The organism is Falsirhodobacter sp. 20TX0035 (assembly GCF_028307215.1).
Lineage (GTDB): Bacteria > Pseudomonadota > Alphaproteobacteria > Rhodobacterales > Rhodobacteraceae > Falsirhodobacter.
Map to the genome: position 1 here is coordinate 35,524 of NZ_JAQMHV010000001.1, position 17,630 is coordinate 53,153.

At 68.0% G+C, this 17,630-nt stretch carries 16 protein-coding genes; all 16 read right to left on the reverse strand.

Features of this window, described 5'->3' with window-relative positions; translation table 11 throughout:
• Positions 1-3: 3 nt before the first annotated feature.
• Positions 4-858, reverse strand: coding sequence for a cell division protein FtsQ/DivIB (locus tag PIJ50_RS00185; protein ID WP_271971658.1), 855 nt, complete (start codon positions 856-858; stop codon positions 4-6).
• Positions 855-1,778, reverse strand: coding sequence for a D-alanine--D-alanine ligase (locus PIJ50_RS00190; protein WP_271971659.1), 924 nt, complete (start codon positions 1,776-1,778; stop codon positions 855-857). Before PIJ50_RS00190 ends, PIJ50_RS00185 begins: the two co-directional genes overlap by 4 nt.
• A 45-nt stretch (positions 1,779-1,823) precedes the next feature.
• Entirely contained in the window at positions 1,824-2,744 is a 921-nt protein-coding gene (gene murB / locus PIJ50_RS00195; protein WP_271971660.1) for a UDP-N-acetylmuramate dehydrogenase, read from the reverse strand.
• Positions 2,741-2,971 carry a DUF2484 family protein gene (locus PIJ50_RS00200; protein ID WP_271971662.1) on the reverse strand — a complete coding sequence of 77 codons (231 nt, stop codon included), beginning with the start codon at positions 2,969-2,971 and terminating at the stop codon, positions 2,741-2,743. The genes murB and PIJ50_RS00200 overlap by 4 nt, the downstream gene beginning before the upstream one ends.
• Positions 2,968-4,362: a UDP-N-acetylmuramate--L-alanine ligase gene (gene murC, locus PIJ50_RS00205; protein WP_271971664.1), complete on the reverse strand. Its 1,395-nt coding sequence runs from the start codon at positions 4,360-4,362 to the stop codon at positions 2,968-2,970. Before murC ends, PIJ50_RS00200 begins: the two co-directional genes overlap by 4 nt.
• On the reverse strand, positions 4,359-5,456 hold the full coding sequence (gene murG / locus PIJ50_RS00210; RefSeq protein WP_271971666.1) for an undecaprenyldiphospho-muramoylpentapeptide beta-N-acetylglucosaminyltransferase: 1,098 nt from the start codon (positions 5,454-5,456) through the stop codon (positions 4,359-4,361). Before murG ends, murC begins: the two co-directional genes overlap by 4 nt.
• Positions 5,456-6,622: a peptidoglycan glycosyltransferase FtsW gene (locus tag PIJ50_RS00215; protein WP_271971667.1), complete on the reverse strand. Its 1,167-nt coding sequence runs from the start codon at positions 6,620-6,622 to the stop codon at positions 5,456-5,458. The genes murG and PIJ50_RS00215 overlap by 1 nt, the downstream gene beginning before the upstream one ends.
• 85 nt (positions 6,623-6,707) lie before the next feature.
• Positions 6,708-8,105: a UDP-N-acetylmuramoyl-L-alanine--D-glutamate ligase gene (gene murD / locus PIJ50_RS00220; RefSeq protein WP_271971668.1), complete on the reverse strand. Its 1,398-nt coding sequence runs from the start codon at positions 8,103-8,105 to the stop codon at positions 6,708-6,710.
• A 52-nt stretch (positions 8,106-8,157) separates the two neighbouring features.
• A complete protein-coding gene (gene mraY / locus PIJ50_RS00225; RefSeq protein ID WP_271971669.1) occupies positions 8,158-9,237 on the reverse strand; it encodes a phospho-N-acetylmuramoyl-pentapeptide-transferase in 1,080 nt (359 codons plus the stop codon).
• Entirely contained in the window at positions 9,237-10,670 is a 1,434-nt protein-coding gene (locus PIJ50_RS00230) for a UDP-N-acetylmuramoyl-tripeptide--D-alanyl-D-alanine ligase (RefSeq protein ID WP_271971671.1), read from the reverse strand. The genes mraY and PIJ50_RS00230 overlap by 1 nt, the downstream gene beginning before the upstream one ends.
• Before the next feature lie 61 nt (positions 10,671-10,731).
• Positions 10,732-12,201, reverse strand: coding sequence for a UDP-N-acetylmuramoyl-L-alanyl-D-glutamate--2,6-diaminopimelate ligase (locus tag PIJ50_RS00235; protein WP_271971673.1), 1,470 nt, complete (start codon positions 12,199-12,201; stop codon positions 10,732-10,734).
• Between the two features lie 10 nt (positions 12,202-12,211).
• Positions 12,212-13,996, reverse strand: coding sequence for a peptidoglycan D,D-transpeptidase FtsI family protein (locus PIJ50_RS00240; RefSeq protein WP_271971675.1), 1,785 nt, complete (start codon positions 13,994-13,996; stop codon positions 12,212-12,214).
• Positions 13,993-14,337, reverse strand: a complete 345-nt coding sequence (gene ftsL, locus PIJ50_RS00245; RefSeq protein WP_271971677.1) for a cell division protein FtsL — start codon at positions 14,335-14,337, stop codon at positions 13,993-13,995. The genes PIJ50_RS00240 and ftsL overlap by 4 nt, the downstream gene beginning before the upstream one ends.
• Positions 14,337-15,302 (reverse strand): 16S rRNA (cytosine(1402)-N(4))-methyltransferase RsmH, encoded by a 966-nt coding sequence (gene rsmH / locus PIJ50_RS00250; RefSeq protein WP_271971679.1) that lies wholly within the window; start codon positions 15,300-15,302, stop codon positions 14,337-14,339. The genes ftsL and rsmH overlap by 1 nt, the downstream gene beginning before the upstream one ends.
• Positions 15,303-15,304: 2 nt before the next feature.
• On the reverse strand, positions 15,305-15,817 hold the full coding sequence (mraZ, locus tag PIJ50_RS00255) for a division/cell wall cluster transcriptional repressor MraZ (protein WP_271971681.1): 513 nt from the start codon (positions 15,815-15,817) through the stop codon (positions 15,305-15,307).
• Positions 15,818-16,423: 606 nt separating this feature from the next.
• Entirely contained in the window at positions 16,424-17,476 is a 1,053-nt protein-coding gene (locus PIJ50_RS00260) for an Mrp/NBP35 family ATP-binding protein (RefSeq protein ID WP_271971682.1), read from the reverse strand.
• Positions 17,477-17,630 lie beyond the last annotated feature (154 nt).

A 17,630-nucleotide genomic window follows, 5' to 3' on the forward strand; every position in this document is an offset into this window, starting at 1 on the left:
GTCTCAATCCTGGCCGCGCGCGGCCTGACGCTCGGCCACCGCATGGGGCGAGAGTCGGAGCACGGGGCGCTCTTTCAGTCGAAAATCTATCGCGGTCACGTCGCGCGCCAGCAGGTCCTGCGCCTTGTCCAGCGCCAGGATACGCTCCAGCGCGGCCACCGGCTGCTCCACCGGCAGAAGGATGCGCTGGCCACGGTCCAGCACGATGTCCCAGCGGCGTTCCCCCATACGAACGAAGCCGCGCACGCGCGGCATGATCGGCGCGGCGGCCACCATCAGGGCCGCCGCTTCGGGCATCGCCTTGTTGGCGCCGCGCCCCGCGATCAGCGGCAGGTCAGACCGGTCGTTCCGTTCCCCCACCAGCATCACGCGGTGGCCCGTGGCGTCCAGAAGCTCCACGTTCGGGCCGGACCGCCAGACGGCCACCGGCACGCGTTCGGTCACATGCGCGGCCAGCACGCCGCCCGGTTCCACCCGCAGGTCGACGTCCTGCACGGCGTCCAGCTGCATCACGCGGTCCCGCAGACCGGTCAGATCCAGATCGAACGAGCTTTGGGGCAGCTTCAGGTCCATCATGCGGCGGATGGCTTCGGCCAGCATGGGGGATGCCCCGTCCACGCGGAACAGGTTCACCATGAATTCGGGGCGTTGCTGGACGGATTCGACCAAGCCTGCAAAGGAGGCGGCGATGGCCGCGCGGCGGTCCGCGCTGCCCAGCGCGATCAGCAGAACCAGCGCCAGCGCCAGAAGCGGCAGCCCGAAGCGCAGCATCCTGCGGTAGATGGGCGTCAGCATCATCCGCTGCACGCGATAGGCCAGACGGCTGGGCGCCGGATCGCGGTGCGGAGGACGGCTCATCGATTGCACGACGCGTCCCTCACCAGCCAGTCGCAGAGGGAGGCAAAGGACATGCCGCAATGCGCCGCCTGTTCGGGCGAAAGAGAGGTGGGGGTCATGCCCGGCTGGGTGTTGGTTTCCAGAAGCACCAGCCCATCCAGACCCCGCGCTTCGTTCCAGCGGAAATCGGTGCGGCTGAGGCCGCGGCAGCCCAGCGCCTCATGCGCGCGCAGGGCAAAGGACAGGCAGGCGTTACGGATCGCGTCCGGAACCTGCGCGGGCACCACGTGCCGCGATCCGCCCGTCGTGTACTTGGCGTCGTAGTCGTACCAGCCGGTCGTCACGATGTCGGTCACGCACAGGGCGCGGTCGCCCAGAACGCTGACCGTCATCTCCCGCCCCGGGGCATAGGTTTCGACCATCACGGTGGCCGGCATCGCGTCCGACAGCTTCGGCGGCGCGTTGGCCGCCTCGTGCACGATGTAGACGCCGACGGAGGAGCCCTCGTTGTTCGGCTTCACCACATAGGGCGGCGGCAGCACATGCTCCGCCTCCACCCGCGCACGCTCGGCCAAGACGCTTTCGACCACGGGCAACCCGGCGGCGCGGTAGACGTCCTTTGCCCGGCTCTTGTCCATCGCCAGCGCCGAGGCCAGCACGCCCGAATGGGTATAGGGGATGCGCAGCCATTCAAGGATGCCCTGAACGCAGCCATCCTCGCCCCAGCGGCCATGCAGGGCGTTAAACGCGACGTCGGGGGCGATCTCGACCAGACGTGCGGACAGATCCGGGCCGGCCTCAAGCTCGGCCACCTCGTATCCTGCTTCCCGCAGGGCTGCCGCGCATGCGCGCCCGGAGACAAGAGACACCTCGCGTTCGGCCGAGGGGCCACCCATCAAAACGGCAACCTTGCGGACTGTCTTTCCAGACAACTCCGCCATTTCACTGCCTCTGGTCCCAACCGTTAACCGGCTGTTAATTCTTCGTTATTTTTCAGCGGATTCTCCGACCCGCATGATTTCCCACTCTAATGCAAGACCAGAGGTTTCGGAAACCCTCTTTCTGACCATTTCGCCCAGATTCTCCAGATCGGCGGCCGTCGCCCCTCCGGTGTTGATCAGGAAGTTGGAATGCTTCTGGCTCATCTGCGCTCCACCCAAGGTTGCGCCCCGCATTCCGGCGTCGTCGATGACCTTCCAGGCCTTCATCTCGTGCGTGTCGTCCGGCAGCCCGGTGGAGGATCGACCGGCGGGATTGCGGAAGGTCGACCCCGCGCTCCTTTCCTTCGACGGCTGGGAAGCGTCGCGTCTGGCGATCTGTTCGTCCATCCTGGCGGCCAGCGCGGCGGGATCGCCCTTCTCGGCCCGGAACGTCGCCTCCACCAGCACCCAGCCTTCGGGCAGGTCTGAATGGCGATAGCGCAGATGCAGGTCCGCCGCCGGGATCGTCACGGCGCGCCCGTCGCGAGAGACGGCGCGCACCTCCACCAGATGATCCGCCACATAGCTGCCATAACAGCCCGCGTTCATCCGCACCGCCCCACCGACGCTGCCCGGAATGGTGCGCAGGAAGGTCAGGTCCAGCCCCGCCTCCGCGGCCTTGCGCGCCACATGGGCGTCCAGCGCGGCCGCCCCGGCGATCACGCGCCCATCCTCCACGCGGATCCCGTTGAAGCCGCGGCCCAGCCGGACCACCACGGCGCGCAACCCGCCGTCGCGGACGATCAGGTTCGACCCGACCCCCATGGGAAACACGGCCACGGCCGGATCCAGCGCCGCAAGGAAGTCCGCCAGATCCGCCTCATCCGCCGGCTGGAAGAACCAGTCCGCCGGACCGCCCACACGCAGCCAGGTCAGATCGGCCATGCGGCGATCCTGCGTCAGCGTTCCACGCACCTGCGGCATCATCCGAACGCCCTCCGCGCCCGGGTGCGCAGCGTGCGGAACGGCGTCCGCAGCAGGATCAACGCAACCGCCAAGGCCAGAAGCCCCCAAAGCGGCCCGGCCTGCCATGTCACCAGCCCCAGCATCGGGATGCCCGACAAGGTCAGGGCCCAGCCGACGGTCGGATTGGAACGCCGATGCAGGGCGAAGGCGCACAGGAACCACAGCGCCGCGGGAAGGGCCGCGATCATCCCAGCCTCGCCGGAAGCGCGTTCGCCCAAGTGGAGATTGTGCCCGCGCCAAGGCAGACCACCATGTCGCCGGGACGGGCCTGTTCGCGGACCAGCCGCTCCAAGTCGTCCTCGGACAGGATGGCGCGGGCGTGGCGGTGGCCGTGGGCGATCAGACCGGCGACGAGATCGTCGCGCCCGGCCCCCTCGATCGGATCCTCCCCCGCCGCATAGATGTCGGCGATGGCGACCACGTCGGCCTCGTTGAAGCAGGTGCAGAAATCGTCGAACAGCGAATGCAGGCGGGAATAGCGGTGCGGCTGGTGGACGGCAATGACACGGCCCTTCGTGGCCTGACGCGCGGCGCGCAGCACGGCCGCGATCTCCACCGGGTGGTGGCCGTAATCGTCGATGATGGTGACGCCGCCCGGCTCCCCCACCTTGGTGAAGCGGCGGTTGACGCCGCCGAAGGCAGCCAGCGCCTCCCGGATCTCGGCCCGTTTCATGCCAAGGTGTCGGGCGACGGCCACGGCCGCCAGCGCGTTCGACACGTTGTGGTCGCCCGGCATCGGCAGGGTGCAGCCCTCGATCACCGCGCCCTCCTGTTGAAGGGCCACGTCGAAATGGGCGATGCCATTTTCATAGCGCAGGTTGATCGCGCGCACATCGGCCTGCGCGTTGAAGCCGAAGGTCACGATGCGGCGGTCCGTCACGCGGCCGACCAGCGCCTGAACCTCGGCGTGATCGGTGCAGCAGACGGCCAGACCATAGAACGGGATGTTCGACACGAAGTCGTGGAAGCCCTTCCTCAGCGCGTCGAAGCTGCCCCAATGCTCCATATGCTCGGGGTCGATGTTGGTCACGATGGCGATGGTCGCGGGCAGACGGTTGAACGAGCCGTCGCTCTCGTCCGCCTCCACCACCATCCACTCCCCCGCCCCGGCCCGCGCGTTGGAGCCATAGGCGTGGATCACGCCGCCGTTGATCACGGTCGGATCGAAGCCGCCCTTGTCCAGCAGCGTGGCCACCATCGTCGTGGTCGTCGTCTTGCCATGCGTTCCGGCGACGGCGATGTTCGACCGCAGGCGCATCAGCTCGGCCAGCATCTCGGCCCGACGGACCACGGGAAGCTGGCGACGGCGCGCCTCCTCCAGCTCGGGGTTGCCCTTCTTGATGGCGGAGGAGATGACGACCACCCCCGCCTCGCCGATGTTCTCGGCCCGCTGGCCCTCGAAGAAGGTCGCGCCCAGTTCCACCAGCCGGTCCGTGATCTTCGACGCCTTGGAATCGCTGCCCTGCACCGAATAACCAAGGGTCATCAGAACCTCGGCAATGCCGGACATGCCGATGCCGCCGATGCCGACGAAATGGATGGGGCCGAGTTCTCCCGGCAGCTTGGTTGCAGCGTTCATTTGGTCCTCAGGGCTTCCACCACCTCGACCAGCCGCTCGGTGGCATCGGGCCGGCCAAGGGCGAGCGCCTTGGCGGCCATGCGGCGCGCGGCCTCGGGCTGGTTCAGGATGGCGGTGATGTGTTCGGAAAGCGTGATGGCGTCAAGCTGCGCCTCGGGCAGGATCGACGCCGCCTGCCCCTGCACCAGCGGACGCGCGTTCGCCGTCTGGTGGTCGCCCGCCGCGGCGGCGAAGGGGATCAGGATCGACGGACGGCCGATCACCGTGATGTCGGCGATGGAACTGGCCCCCGCGCGCGAGATGATCAGTTGCGCCGCGGCGATCCGCTGGGGCACGTCGTCGAAGAAAGGACGCACCTCGGCCATAATCGCGCTGTCGCGGTAGGAGCGGATGACAGCGTCGGCGTCCTCGGCCCGGGCCTGATGGCTGATGCGCAGGCGTTCGCGCAGCGCGCGCGGCAGGCGGCCGAAGGCGTCGGGGACGATCTTCGACAGAACGCGCGCGCCCTGGCTTCCGCCGATCACGAGGACCTGCAGCAGCCCTTCGGGCGCTGCGTAAGGGGCGGCGGCCAGATCCAGCACGCTTTGGCGCACGGGATTGCCGGTGTGGATGGCCTTCACGCCCTTGGGCAGGTCCGTCGGCCAGATGCCGCAGGCGACCTTGTTCACCTTCGGCGCGAAGATGCGGTTCACCCGCCCCGGCACGCCGTTCTGTTCGTGGATCACGCGCGGCAGCCGCAACATTCCCGCCGCCGTCAGCGCGGGGATCGAAGGATAGCCGCCGAACCCCACCACGATCGCGGGACGGTCGCGGCGCATCTTGCGATACGCCGCCCAGACCCCCTGCGCGATGCGGAACGGCACGCCCGCCTTCGCCAACGCCCCACCACGGGCAAAGGTGGCCGAGGCCACCCGTTCCACCGGCACCGCCGCGGGGAACCCGCCGGCATAGCGGGCGCCACGTTCGTCGGTGGAAAGTTTGACGCGCCAGCCCCTGGCGATCATCGCCTCGGCCAGCGCCTGTGCAGGGAACATATGCCCGCCGGTCCCCCCTGCCGCGATCAGCAGGAGGGGGCTTTCCGGTGTCGCGTCCATCAACGGCTCCGCTTGAACAGGATGTCGCCGATTTCGCCTTGGGGGCGGGTGCGGGTCAGGGCCAGCAGCATGCCCACGGTGATCCCGGCCGCGATGACGGACGATCCGCCATAGCTGACGAAGGGCAGCGTCATCCCCTTGGCGGGCAGCAGGCGCACCGCCACCCCCATGTTGATGATCGCCTGCACGCCGAAGATGCAGGCCAGCCCCGTGCCCGCCAGGCGGATGAAGGGATCACGTTCGCGCATCAGGCGGAACAGGCTGCGCACGACGACGGTGGCATAGAGCGCGATGATGCAGAGGACGAGGATCAGGCCGTATTCCTCGGCCGCGACGGCGATGATGAAGTCGGTATGCGCGTCGGGCAACGACCATTTCACCTGCCCCTCGCCCACGCCGACGCCGAAGAACCCGCCCTCGATGATGGCGTTGGCGGCATAGCCCAGCTGGGTGCGGGGGTCGAGCTCGGGGTTCAGGAAGCCGTCGATCCGCCGCGCGAAGTGTTCGGAGCTTTCGTAGAACAGCGTGCCCGCAAAGGCGATCGCCCCCATGAAGCTGAGGATCAGCACCATCGGCGCGCCCGCGACGAAGTAGATCACGCTCCACCCGAACAGGATCAGGGCGGTCTGGCCGAAGTCGGGCTGCATCGACAGGAAGCCCGCGATCACGATCAGCAGAACGAAGCTGATGCGCTTGCCGGGCGGGCCGTTGATCTCCTGCCCCGCGGCCATCAGCCAGGCGGCGACGATGATGAAGCCGGGCTTCAGGAATTCCGACGGCTGGAACGAGGCGAAGCCGAGGCTGTACCACCGGATCGCCCCTTTGCCGAAATCCGTGCCTGCGAAGGGCAGGAAGACCAGCGCGACGAAGGACAGGGCGAACCCGAGGACGCCCAGGCGGCGCACCATGTCGGGCGACATCATGGAAATGGTCACCATCGCGACCATTGCCATTCCCCCAAAGAACATCTGGCGTTCGACGTAATAGAACTGCGGCAGCCCGTTGCGCGTCGCCAGCGGAACCGACGCCGCCAGTGCCAGAAGCAGCCCCAGGCCGAACAGCACGAAGATGGAGGTCAGGGACCACTTGTCGATGGTCCGCCACCAACGGGGAAGAACCGGCTCCGACGCCCGGGCGGGAATCGCGCCATGAACCATTTCTGTCATGGAAACTGCCTGTCACTGCCATGCCCGGTTTTCCGGGTCTGTGACAAAGCGTAGCGCAAGCCCGCGCGTCTGACCAGCGGAAACCTCAGCCCAGACCGGCCACGAGGGCGGTGAAATGCTCACCCCGCTTCTCGAAATTGGGGTACTGGTCGAAGCTGGCGGCGGCGGGGGCCAGAAGGACCACGTCGCCCGGTTCCGCCTCGACCGCGGCGCGTTCTACGGCCCGCTCCATCGTCTCGCAGATCTCGTGCGGGGCGTCGCCCAGTTGCAGGGCGAAATCGCGCGCGGAATGGCCGATCAGATAGGCCTTCACCACCGATCCCAGATGCGGCTGAAGGGCGGCGATGCCGCCGTCCTTGCCCATGCCGCCGGCGATCCAGCGGATGCGCCCGAAGGCCTGAAGGGCCTTGGCCGCGCTGTCCACGTTGGTCGCTTTCGAATCGTTGACGAAGCGCACGCCGCCCCGTTCCCCCACCAGCTGGCTGCGATGCGGCAGACCTGCGAACGAGGCCAGCGCCGCTTCGATCTGGCGCGGGTTCAGGCCAAGGGTCCGGGCGGCGGCATAGGCGGCGCAGGCGTTCTGGTGGTTGTGCGCCCCCGGCAGTCCCGTCATGGCCCGCAGGTCCAGCGAGGCGACCTGCCTCCCCTTGCGCCACTCGCTCAGGAACCCCTTGCGGGCGAAGACGGACCAGCCGAAGCCTTCCAGCTTCCCTTCGACCGAGATGCGGATCACGCGGTCATCCTCGGGCGCGACGGACAGCTGGTTGGCAAGGAACCGGCCCTCCACCTCGTCCACGCCGATCACGCAGCGGTCAGGGCCCCCTTGGGTGAACAGCCGCCGCTTGGCCGCGAAATAGCCCCCCATCCCGCCATGGCGGTCCAGATGGTCCGGCGACAGGTTGGTGAACACCGCCACGTCAGGCGTCAGCGCCCGCGCGAGTTCGGTCTGATAGCTGGAGAGTTCCAGCACGATCACCTCGCCATCCTGCGCGGGGTCCAGATCCAGCACGCCGCGGCCGATGTTGCCGGCCATCTGCACGGGGCGGCCGGCCTCCTCCACGATGTGGTGGATCAGGGCGGTGGTGGTGGATTTGCCGTTGGATCCCGTGACGCAGATCACCTTCGGCATCTGGTCGAACGCGTCCCAGTCCCTCGTCGCAAAGGACTGGAAGAACAGGCCGATGTCGTTGTCCACTGGCACGCCCCGTTCCAGCGCGCGGGCGATGACCTTGTTCGGCACGGGATACAGGTGCGGGATGCCGGGGCTGACGATCAGCACCGCCACATCGTCAAAGGCGGAATTGTGGGTCAGGTCGAAGGGGATGAACCCCTCCCCTTCCGCGCGGGCGCGGGCTTCGGGGCTGTCGTCCCAGACCAGCGGTTCCGCCCCGCCCGCGACCAGCGCATGCGCCGTGGCAAGGCCGGACCGGCCCAGCCCCAGAACCGCGACCTTCCGCCCTGCGTAACCCTGAACCGGAATCATCTGATCACCCCTTCGCCGTTTGCCCGCACCATGCGGCGCGGGAGGGGGGAGATCAACGCACCTTCAGCGTGGCCAGCCCGATCAGCGCGAGGATGAGCGAGATGATCCAGAAGCGGATGACGATCTGCGGCTCGGCCCAGCCCTTCTTTTCGAAGTGATGGTGGATCGGGGCCATCAGGAACACGCGCTTGCCGGTCTTCTTGAAGTAGAGGACCTGGATGATGACGGACAGCGCCTCCACCACGAAGAGGCCGCCGACGATGGCCCACACGATCTCGTGCTTGACACAGACGGCGATGGCGCCCAGCGCCCCGCCCAGGGCCAGCGACCCGGTGTCACCCATGAAGACGGCGGCGGGCGGCGCGTTGTACCACAGGAACCCGAGGCCGCCGCCGATGAGGGCCGCCACGAAGATCAGGAGTTCCCCCGTGCCCGGCACGTAGTGGATGCCAAGATAGGTGGTGAAGTCGACCCGGCCCACGGCGTAGGCGATCGCCCCCAGCGTGCCGGACGCGATCATAACCGGCATGATCGCCAGTCCGTCCAGACCGTCGGTCAGGTTCACGGCGTTGGCCGATCCCACGATCACCAGCATCCCGAACGGGATGAAGAAGACGCCAAGGTCGATCATCGTGCTGACAAAGGGCAGCGCCAGTTCGCCCGTCAGGCCTTCGGGGTGGAAATACGCGGCCGCCAGCGTTGCCAGAAGCGCCGTCAGCAGGCCCAGCGCCATGCGCACCCGGCCTGACACGCCCGCGGTCGTCTGCTTCGTGACCTTGGCGTAATCGTCGGCAAAGCCGATCAGCCCGAAGGCCAGCGTGACCAGCAGCACGATCCAGACGTAAGGGTTGGACAGCTGCGCCCACAAAAGCGTCGACACCACCAGCGAGGTCAGGATCAGCAACCCTCCCATCGTCGGCGTTCCCGCCTTGGAAAAGTGCGTCGTCGGCCCGTCCGAACGGATCGGCTGGCCCTTCTTCTGCTTGATCCGCAGGAAGTTGATCAGCGGACGCCCGAACAGGAAGCCGAAGATCAGGGCGGTGAAGAACGCGCCCCCCGCTCGGAAGGTGATGTAGCGGAACAGGTTGAAGACGTCCCCGCCGTCCGACAGTTGCGTGAGCAGAGAGAGCATCAGTCCAACCCTTGTTCCAAAGAGTGCGTGCCCTGCCCCAGTTTGCGCAGCGCGTCAACCACGAGGCTGACCTTGATGCCCTTCGATCCCTTGACGAGCACGATGTCGCCGGCATCGACCAGCGTGCGGGCCTGCGCAGCAAGATCCTGCGCATCGGCGACCCACTCCCCCCGCTGTCGGCGGGGAAGCGCCTCGTGCAGAACCTGCATCCGGGGGCCGACGCAGTGGATGCAATCGAAGGCGGCGATGGCCGGATGGGCGGCGATGGCGGCGTGAAGGGCGGCCTCCGTCTCTCCCAACTCCAGCATGTCGCCAAGAACGGCGACGCGGCGGCCCTTGCCCACGCGGCCCATCCCGTCCTGCGGGCGCATCACGGCCACCAGATCCAGGCTGGCCGCGACCGAGGCGGGGTTGGCGTTGAAGGCGTCGTCCACCAGATCGAAGAACAGGTCGTCCACCGCGTCCAGCACGATCCGTTCGCGCGTGCCGCGCCCGGCCGGCGGGCGCCAGCGGCCCAGATCGGCCGCGGTCAGCGCGGGGTCCAGCCCCAGCGCGTCCGCCACCGCCAGCACGCCCAGCCCGTTCATGGCGAAATGCCGACCCGGGGTGGCGACCTTGAAGAGACGCTCCTCCCCCCGATGGGCGAAGCGCACCACGGTGGCGTGTTCCGCCGCCTGGATGTCGCAGGCACGGTAATCGCCCTCGGTGCCGAAGGTGCGCACGTCATGCCCCTGCGCCGCCGCCAACAGCACCGGCGTCACGTCCAGGTCCGCCGGCAGCACCGCAACGCCCTCCGGGCGCAACCCGTCGAAGATCGCGGCCTTTTCGCGGGCGATCTCCTTCACGTCGGCAAAGGCCGCCAGATGCGCGGGCGCGACGGTGGTAATCATCGCGACGTCCAGATCGGCCAGCCGCGCCAGCGGGGCGATTTCTCCGGGATGGTTCATCCCGATCTCGATCACGGCAAAATCGGTGTCGACGGGCATGCGCGCCAGCGTCAGCGGCACGCCCCAGTGATTGTTGTAGCTGGCCTCGGCCGCATGGACACGGCCTTGCCCCGACAAGGCCGCCCGCAACATCTCCTTGGTGGAGGTCTTGCCGACCGAGCCGGTGACCCCGATCACCTTCGCTTTCGTCCGAGCACGCGCCGCGGCGCCCAGATCGCGCAGCGCCTGCAGCACGTCCGGCACCAGAAGAAGCGAGCCTTCGGACACCCCTTCCGGCACGCGCGATACCAAGGCCGCCGCAGCACCCTTGGCCAGCGCCGCCGCCACGAAGTCGTGGCCGTCCCGCACATCGGTCAGGGCCACGAACAGATCGCCCGGCGCCAGCGTGCGCGTGTCGATGGACACGCCGGTCGCGTCCCATGCGCCAGTGCGTCCGCCCGTGGCGGTCGCAGCCTCGGAGGAGGTCCAGAGCGGTGTATCGGTCATCAGCCTTGCATCGGAACCAGGGGGTTCCGCGCCTTTCCTTGGGTTGAGGTCACGTGCGGGGTCATATGACCCCATCCAGCGCCGCCACGGCGACGGAGGCCTGTTCGACATCGTCGAAGGGGAAGACGTCGCCCCGGATGATCTGTCCGGTTTCGTGCCCCTTGCCCGCGATCAGAAGCGCGTCGCCCGGGCCCAGCGCGTCCACGCCGCGCAGGATCGCCTCGGCCCGGTCGCCCACCTCGGTCGCTTCGGGACAGGCGTCCAGAATGGCGGCGCGGATGGCAGCCGGATCCTCGGACCGGGGGTTGTCATCGGTGACGATGCAGATGTCGGCATGTTCGGCCGCCGCCGCGCCCATCAGCGGGCGCTTCGTGCGGTCGCGATCGCCGCCCGCGCCGAACACGACGACGATGCGGCCCATCACGTGGGGGCGCAGGGCCTTCAGCGCGGTGGCGATGGCGTCGGGGGTGTGGGCGTAATCCACGTAGACGGCCGCACCGTTGCGGCGCGTGGCGGCCAGCTGCATCCGGCCGCGCACCCCCGTTAGGTCGGGCAGCACGTCGAACACGTCGCGCGCGGGTGCCCCGGCCCCGATGACAAGGCCGGCGGCCAGCGTCACGTTCTGGGCCTGGAAGCCGCCGATCAGGTTCAGGCGCACCTGGTGGGCCACGCCCTTCCAGTGCAGCCGCAGATCCTGTCCCGTGGCGTCGAAGCGCTGGGCCAGGATGCGCAGGTCGGCCTTGTCGGACGTGCCCACGCCCATGGTGGCGATGCCACGTTCGGCCGCCAGCCGCGCCACATCCATCCCGCGCGGATCGTCCAGATTAACCACGGCCACCCCGTCGGGCGGCAGCAGGCGGGTGAAGAGACCGGCCTTGGCGTCGAAATACGCGTCGAACGTGTGGTGATAATCCAGATGGTCCTGCGTGAAGTTCGTGAACCCCGCGGCCTTCAGATGGACCCCGTCCAGCCGTCGCTGGTCCAGCCCGTGCGAGGATGCCTCCATCGCGGCATGCGTCACGCCGGCATGGGCGGCCTCGGCCAGCAGGCGGTGCAGGGTGATGGGTTCGGGCGTGGTGTGGGGCGACGGGGCAGTCCAGGCTCCTTCCACCCCGGTGGTGCCGATGTTGATGGCGGCGCGGCCCAGCCGCGTCCAGATCTGGCGCGCAAAGCTGGCGACCGAGGTCTTTCCGTTGGTGCCCGTCACCGCGACCATCGTCGCGGGCTGCGCGCCGAACCACAGGGCCGCCGCCCCCGCCAGCGACTGGCGCGGATCCTCGGCCACGATCACGGCGATGTCGGCCGCACCGATGCCGGCGGCCCCGGCGGCGTCGGTCAGGATGGCGGCCGCGCCCTGTTCCAGCGCCATGGGCACGTGATCGGCGCCATGCGCGTGGCTGCCGGGAAGGGCCGCGAACAGAAAGCCGTCGCGCACCTGCCGGCTGTCGACGGCAAGGCCCGCGATCCGCGCCTCACGGCCGCCACGGGCGGTCAGGCCAAGATCGGCCAGGGATTTGGTCGGTCGTGCCATGCGGCCTCCGTCATTCCACGTTGGCGGTCAGTTCCGGCGCAGGCTCGTCCGTCTCCTCGGTCGGGCGCAGGCCCAGAAGGGGGACGACGCGGCGGATCACCTCGGCCGCGACCGGAACGGCCGTCCAGCCCGCCGACCGGCGCGGCTTGGCCAGGGTGTTGTCGGACGGTTCGTCCAAAGTCACCACCAGAACGTATTTGGGATCGTTGGTGGGAAAGACCGAGGCGAAGGTGTTCACCACCCGGTCGTGGTAATACCCGCCATTTGGGTTGGGCTTGTCGGCCGTGCCGGTCTTGCCGCCCACGGGATAGCCGGGGATGCGCGCGAAGCTGGCCGTGCCCTTTGTCACCACCAGCCGCAGCATGTGCACGGATTGCGCCGCCACTTCGGGCGACAGGACCTGTTCGCCATGCACCTCCCCTTCGCGCTTCAAAAGGGTCGGCGTCACCTTGGCCCCGCCATTGGCGATGGTGGCGTAGGCGGCGGCCAGGTTCATCGGGCTGGCCGCAATGCCGTGGCCGTAGGAGGTGGTGATGGTCACGATCTCGGGCCAGCGGGGGGGCACGATGGGCTTGGCGCCCGGCGCCTCCACCAACTCGATCGGCGAAGGATCGAACAAGCCGAGCGAACGCATGAAGATCTTCTGCCGCTCGGCCCCGATCTCCAGCGCGATGCGGGCGGTGCCGACGTTCGAGGAATGCTGGATCACCTCCGCCACCGTCTGCATGCCGTAGTTGTGGCCTTCGAATTCGTTGATGCGGTATTTGCCCCAGATCAGCGGCGCGTTGCCGTCGATGATGGTGTCGGGTGTGACCAGCCCCAGCTGGATCGCATTCGCGGCCGTGAAGATCTTGAAGGTGGACCCCAGCTCGTACACCCCCTGCACCGCGCGGTTGAACAGCGGGCTGTCGCCGGGATCGCCGGTCAGAAGCGGGGCGGGCCGGTCGTTCGGGTCGAAGTCCGGCAAGGACACCAGACTCAGCACCTCGCCCGTCTTCACATCCATCAGGACGGCGGCGGCGCCCTTGGCGTTCATCATCTTCATGCCGGCGTCCAGCACGTCGGTGACCGCCTGCTGCAGCGTCATGTCCAGCGACAGGGCCATGGGTTCGGGATGGGCCGGATCGCGCAGGCGCGCGTCCTCGAACCGCTCGATCCCCGCCATGCCGATCACCTCGGCCGAGGCGACGCCTTCGGCCCCGAACGTCGCCCCGCCCAGCACGTGCGAGGCGAGCGTTCCGTTGGGATAAAGGCGCATCTGGCGCGGGCCGAATAGCAGGCCCGGATCGCCGATGTCGTGCACAGCCTGCATCTGTTCGGGCGACAGCTTCTTGCGTATCCACATGAACTTCCGCCCGTCGGTGAAGCGGCGCTCCAGCGCGGCGGCGTCCATTTCGGGGAACACCTTACCCAGTTCCACGGCCACGTGATGCGGATCGACCATGTCCTGCGGGTGGGCGTACAGCGCGTAGGTCTGCATGTTGGTGGCGAGGATCCGGCCGCGGCGGTCCACGATGTCGGCGCGGTTGGCCGAAATCTCGTGCCCCGGAAGGGCCAGGCGCGGTTCGGTGGGTTCGTCAGACGCCAGAAGGCCCATCCGCACGCCGATCACCATGAAGATCATAAAGAAGGCAAGGCCCATGAACAGGAGCCGCCCTTCGGCCCGCGTGCGGGCGCGGTCGCGCATGCTTTCGTGGCGCAGGCGCAGGTTCTCCCGCTCGATCGAGTCGGGATCGCCCCCCACCTGACGGGCGGAAAGGATGCGGGCAAGCGGGCGAAGCGGCACTCGGATCATGGGATCAGCTCATCCTGCGCGGCGTTGGGGTCGATGGTCAGTCCGAACAGGGGTTCGGGCGGATAGGTCACCTGCTCGGGCCCGCCGAACTGGGCGGCAGTCATCGGCAGAAGCTGAAGGCGGTCGAAATTGGCGTTGACCAGATCCTGCAACCGGTCGGGGCGGTTCAGGAAGGCCCATTCGGCATTCTGCATCGCCAGCCGCCCGCGCAGATCCGCGATCTGGCGGTTCAGCGACGTCACGTCCTTGAGCATGTTCTGCGTGGTGTAGTTTTCGCGATACGCCCAGAACGCCAGAAACATCACGCCCAGAAAGCTGGTGATGTAAAGAAGCGGACGCATCAGCGCCCCCCCTTCTTCGGCAGCGTTGGAACGCCCAGCACGGACGGGTCGGTGCGCCCGGCGGGCGCGTCCGTCCGCTGCCCCACCCGCAGCTTGGCGGAACGGGAGCGCGGGTTCACCGCCAGCTCATCCTCGTCCGGGCCGATGGCGCGCTTGGTCAGCGGCACGAAGCGCGGCGCTTCGGTCTGCACGGCGGGGGCGTAGCGGTTGGCCTGCGATTCCTGCCCCGACCGGTGCTGGAAGAAGCGTTTGACAATGCGGTCTTCCAGCGAATGGAAGGTCACGACGGCCAGCTTGCCGCCGGGCTTCAACGCACGTTCCGCCGCCTCCAGCCCCAGCACCAGCTGGTCGAATTCGGTGTTCACCGCGATCCGTAGCGCCTGGAAGCTCCGGGTGGCGGGATGGCTCTGCCCCGGTTTCGGGCGCGGCAGGCACTTCGCCACGATCTCGGCCAGTTGCAGGGTCGTGGTGATCGGCCGCTCCGCCCGGGCGCGGACGATGGCGCCCGCAATGCGGCGCGAGGCCCGCTCCTCGCCGAAATGATACAGGATGTCGGCCAGAACCGTGTCGGTGGCGGTGTTCACCAGATCGGCCGCGGATTCGCCGTCCTGGCTCATCCGCATGTCCAGGGGGCCGTCCTTCATGAAGGAAAAGCCCCGCTCGGCCAGATCCAGCTGCATGGAGGACACGCCCAGATCCAGCACCACCCCGTCCAGCGGGCCATGCGCGTCCAGTTCCGAGAAGGTGCCCGCGACCAGCGTGACCTTGCCGCCCCAGTCGGCCTGCGCCGCCATCTCCAGCGCCAGCGGGTCGCGGTCGATGCCGATGACATGATCGGCCCCCGCCCCGATCAGGCCGCGGGTGTAGCCGCCAGCGCCAAAGGTGCCGTCCAGCCACAGGCCGGACACCGGGGCCACCGCCGCCAGCAGCGGGGTCAGAAGAACGGGAACGTGGGGGGCGTCCATAATCAGCCTTGCAACAGGGTCAGCATGTCGACACCGCCCTCCAGAAGGGCCAGCTCCTCTTCCTCGCGGGCGGCCAGCTCTTCGTCGAAGGCGTCGCGGGTCCAGATCTGGAAGGTGTTGAGCGTGCCAGCGAACACCGCCTCCACCGTAGCCTTGATGGCGTCGGCGGACAGGCCCAGCTTGTCGCGGACCTTGGGCGGCAGGACGATGCGGCCATCCTCGTCCACCTCGATCGTGGCGGACAGGGTGATGTAGTTGCGCTCCAGGATGCGGCGCTGGGGCGAGCCTGCGGGCAGTACGAGGATCTTCTGCTCCAGCAGCGCCATCTCGGCCATGGTGTAGCATTCGACGAACCGACGGCGCGCGTCGCCATAAACCATCACGATGCGCGGGCGGTTGGTTTCCTTGGCCAGCGGGTCACCGTCCTGAAGCACGCGGCGAAAGGCGACGGGGATCAGGACCCGCGCCTTTGCGTCAACCTTCTGGTTGAACTCGCCTCTGAACGCTTCCGACACACCCGCATCCTGCCTTCATGTTCAGGGGGGATCCCTGAACGGAAAACGGCGGATCGAGCGGCTGCCACTGCCCGATCCGCCGGTCTGTCCCATCGCTGGGTGTCCAGCTGCGCGCGCCCACCTCGGGGGATGACTGCTCGGCCGCGCGCCGGATCTGTTTTTGGTGACGAAAGCGGTTGCCTGTATGAAACCTGAAAGGTTCTTGCCGTTTCGGGGTCTTTGTCCGCCCCTGTTCAACTGCCGCCCTCGTCGTCGTGAGAACAGGGATGACATGGGATGAGGTGGGACGTAAAGGAAAAAAGTGGGCGGGATTTCGGAACATTTTGTGACTGCAAGGGTCCATGCCGGCTGAGAATCCCGGCTTAGGCGCGAGATGCTTCAACATTTAGCTATTCGTGCTTACTTTAGGTCCACATGTTGTGCGTCTTGGCTTTGCCCAGCCCATCCCAACCGATGTGCCGAAACTCGCTTATGCCTAGGCGGTGAAGCAAGGCCGCCACAGGTTTCCCGGGCTGCCCTGCGGTCTCGCGCGTTCGTGATTCTCATTTCAAAGCCAGCGTCCCGGAAAATCCCGTTCGTCCCAGCTTGTCCCGGATCACATCCCGGTCAGGCGACGTCATCCGCAATCAGCCGCTGTGCCAGCCGGACATAGGCCTCCGCCACAGGTCCTTCACCGGCCGCAACTGGCGTGCCGGCGTCGCCTGCCAGTCGCACCGACAGATCCAGCGGCAGTTCCCCCAGGAAGGGCACCGCCAGCCGGGCCGCTTCGGCGGCCACGCCGCCATGACCGAAGATGTGGGATTCGTGGCCGCAGTTCGGGCAGACGAACAGGCTCATGTTCTCGATCAGGCCCAGAACGGGGGTGTCAAGGCGGCGGAACATGTCCAGCGCCTTGCGCGCGTCCAGAAGCGCCACGTCCTGCGGCGTGGACACCACGATGGCGCCTGCCAGCACGGTGCGCTGGCACAGGGTCATCGCCACGTCCCCCGTGCCCGGCGGAAGGTCGACCAGAAGGACGTCCAGTTCTCCCCACGCCACCTGGCCCAGCATCTGCTGCAGCGCGCCCATCAGCATGGGGCCGCGCCAGACGATGGCCTCTTCCTCCTTCACCATCAGGCCCATGGACATCATCGTGACGCCATGCGCCTTCAGCGGGATGATCGTCTTGCCGTCGGGTGATGCGGGGCGCTTCGACACGCCCATCATGCGCGGCTGGGACGGGCCGTAGATGTCGGCGTCCAGCAGCCCGACCCGCCGCCCCTGCCGCGCCAGCGCCACCGCAAGGTTCGACGATACGGTGGACTTGCCCACCCCGCCCTTTCCCGAACCGATGGCGATGATCCGCCGGACGCCCGGCACGGCCTGCGGCCCCTGATCGGGCGTGGGATGGCGGCCCAGCTTCAGCTTCGGGGCCGGTGCCTCGGCCGTCAGCACGACCGAGGCGGAGCGCACGCCCGGCACCGTCTCAAGCGCCGCCTGCGCGCGCGCCCGCACAGGCTCCATCAAGCGCGCCTGCTCGGCCGAGGCCGCCTCAATCACGAAGCGGACGGTGTCCCCCTCCACGACCAGCGCGCGCACCATGTCGCGGGACACGAGCGTTCCGCCCGGAACCTCGATCCGGTCCAGTGCGGCAAGGATGGCATCGCGGTTCGGGGTCATGGTCGGCTCCTGTGACGGTTCAGCGACAACTCGGGCAGAACGGCGTCAAGCGCAAGGCGCTGTTCGCGAACCGCCCGCTTTTCGGGCGGCGCGGCGCAAGAGATGCGCGCCATGCCGGTCTAGCCATGCGGATGCTGCATGGCAGCGTTGACGC

Excerpts from the sequence above, each read along its gene's own strand:
- PIJ50_RS00240 (WP_271971675.1), bottom strand. The coding sequence starts at position 13,996 with ATGATCCGAGTGCCGCTTCGCCCGCTTGCCCGCATCCTTTCCGCCCGT.
- PIJ50_RS00190 (WP_271971659.1), bottom strand. The coding sequence starts at position 1,778 with ATGGCGGAGTTGTCTGGAAAGACAGTCCGCAAGGTTGCCGTTTTGATG.
- PIJ50_RS00200 (WP_271971662.1), bottom strand. The coding sequence starts at position 2,971 with ATGATCGCGGCCCTTCCCGCGGCGCTGTGGTTCCTGTGCGCCTTCGCC.
- murC (WP_271971664.1), bottom strand. The coding sequence starts at position 4,362 with ATGAACGCTGCAACCAAGCTGCCGGGAGAACTCGGCCCCATCCATTTC.
- murG (WP_271971666.1), bottom strand. The coding sequence starts at position 5,456 with ATGGACGCGACACCGGAAAGCCCCCTCCTGCTGATCGCGGCAGGGGGG.
- PIJ50_RS00215 (WP_271971667.1), bottom strand. The coding sequence starts at position 6,622 with ATGACAGAAATGGTTCATGGCGCGATTCCCGCCCGGGCGTCGGAGCCG.
- ftsL (WP_271971677.1), bottom strand. The coding sequence starts at position 14,337 with ATGCGTCCGCTTCTTTACATCACCAGCTTTCTGGGCGTGATGTTTCTG.
- PIJ50_RS00235 (WP_271971673.1), bottom strand. The coding sequence starts at position 12,201 with ATGGCACGACCGACCAAATCCCTGGCCGATCTTGGCCTGACCGCCCGT.
- PIJ50_RS00260 (WP_271971682.1), bottom strand. The coding sequence starts at position 17,476 with ATGACCCCGAACCGCGATGCCATCCTTGCCGCACTGGACCGGATCGAG.
- PIJ50_RS00185 (WP_271971658.1), bottom strand. The coding sequence starts at position 858 with ATGAGCCGTCCTCCGCACCGCGATCCGGCGCCCAGCCGTCTGGCCTAT.
- murD (WP_271971668.1), bottom strand. The coding sequence starts at position 8,105 with ATGATTCCGGTTCAGGGTTACGCAGGGCGGAAGGTCGCGGTTCTGGGG.
- rsmH (WP_271971679.1), bottom strand. The coding sequence starts at position 15,302 with ATGGACGCCCCCCACGTTCCCGTTCTTCTGACCCCGCTGCTGGCGGCG.
- mraY (WP_271971669.1), bottom strand. The coding sequence starts at position 9,237 with ATGCTCTCTCTGCTCACGCAACTGTCGGACGGCGGGGACGTCTTCAAC.
- PIJ50_RS00230 (WP_271971671.1), bottom strand. The coding sequence starts at position 10,670 with ATGACCGATACACCGCTCTGGACCTCCTCCGAGGCTGCGACCGCCACG.
- murB (WP_271971660.1), bottom strand. The coding sequence starts at position 2,744 with ATGATGCCGCAGGTGCGTGGAACGCTGACGCAGGATCGCCGCATGGCC.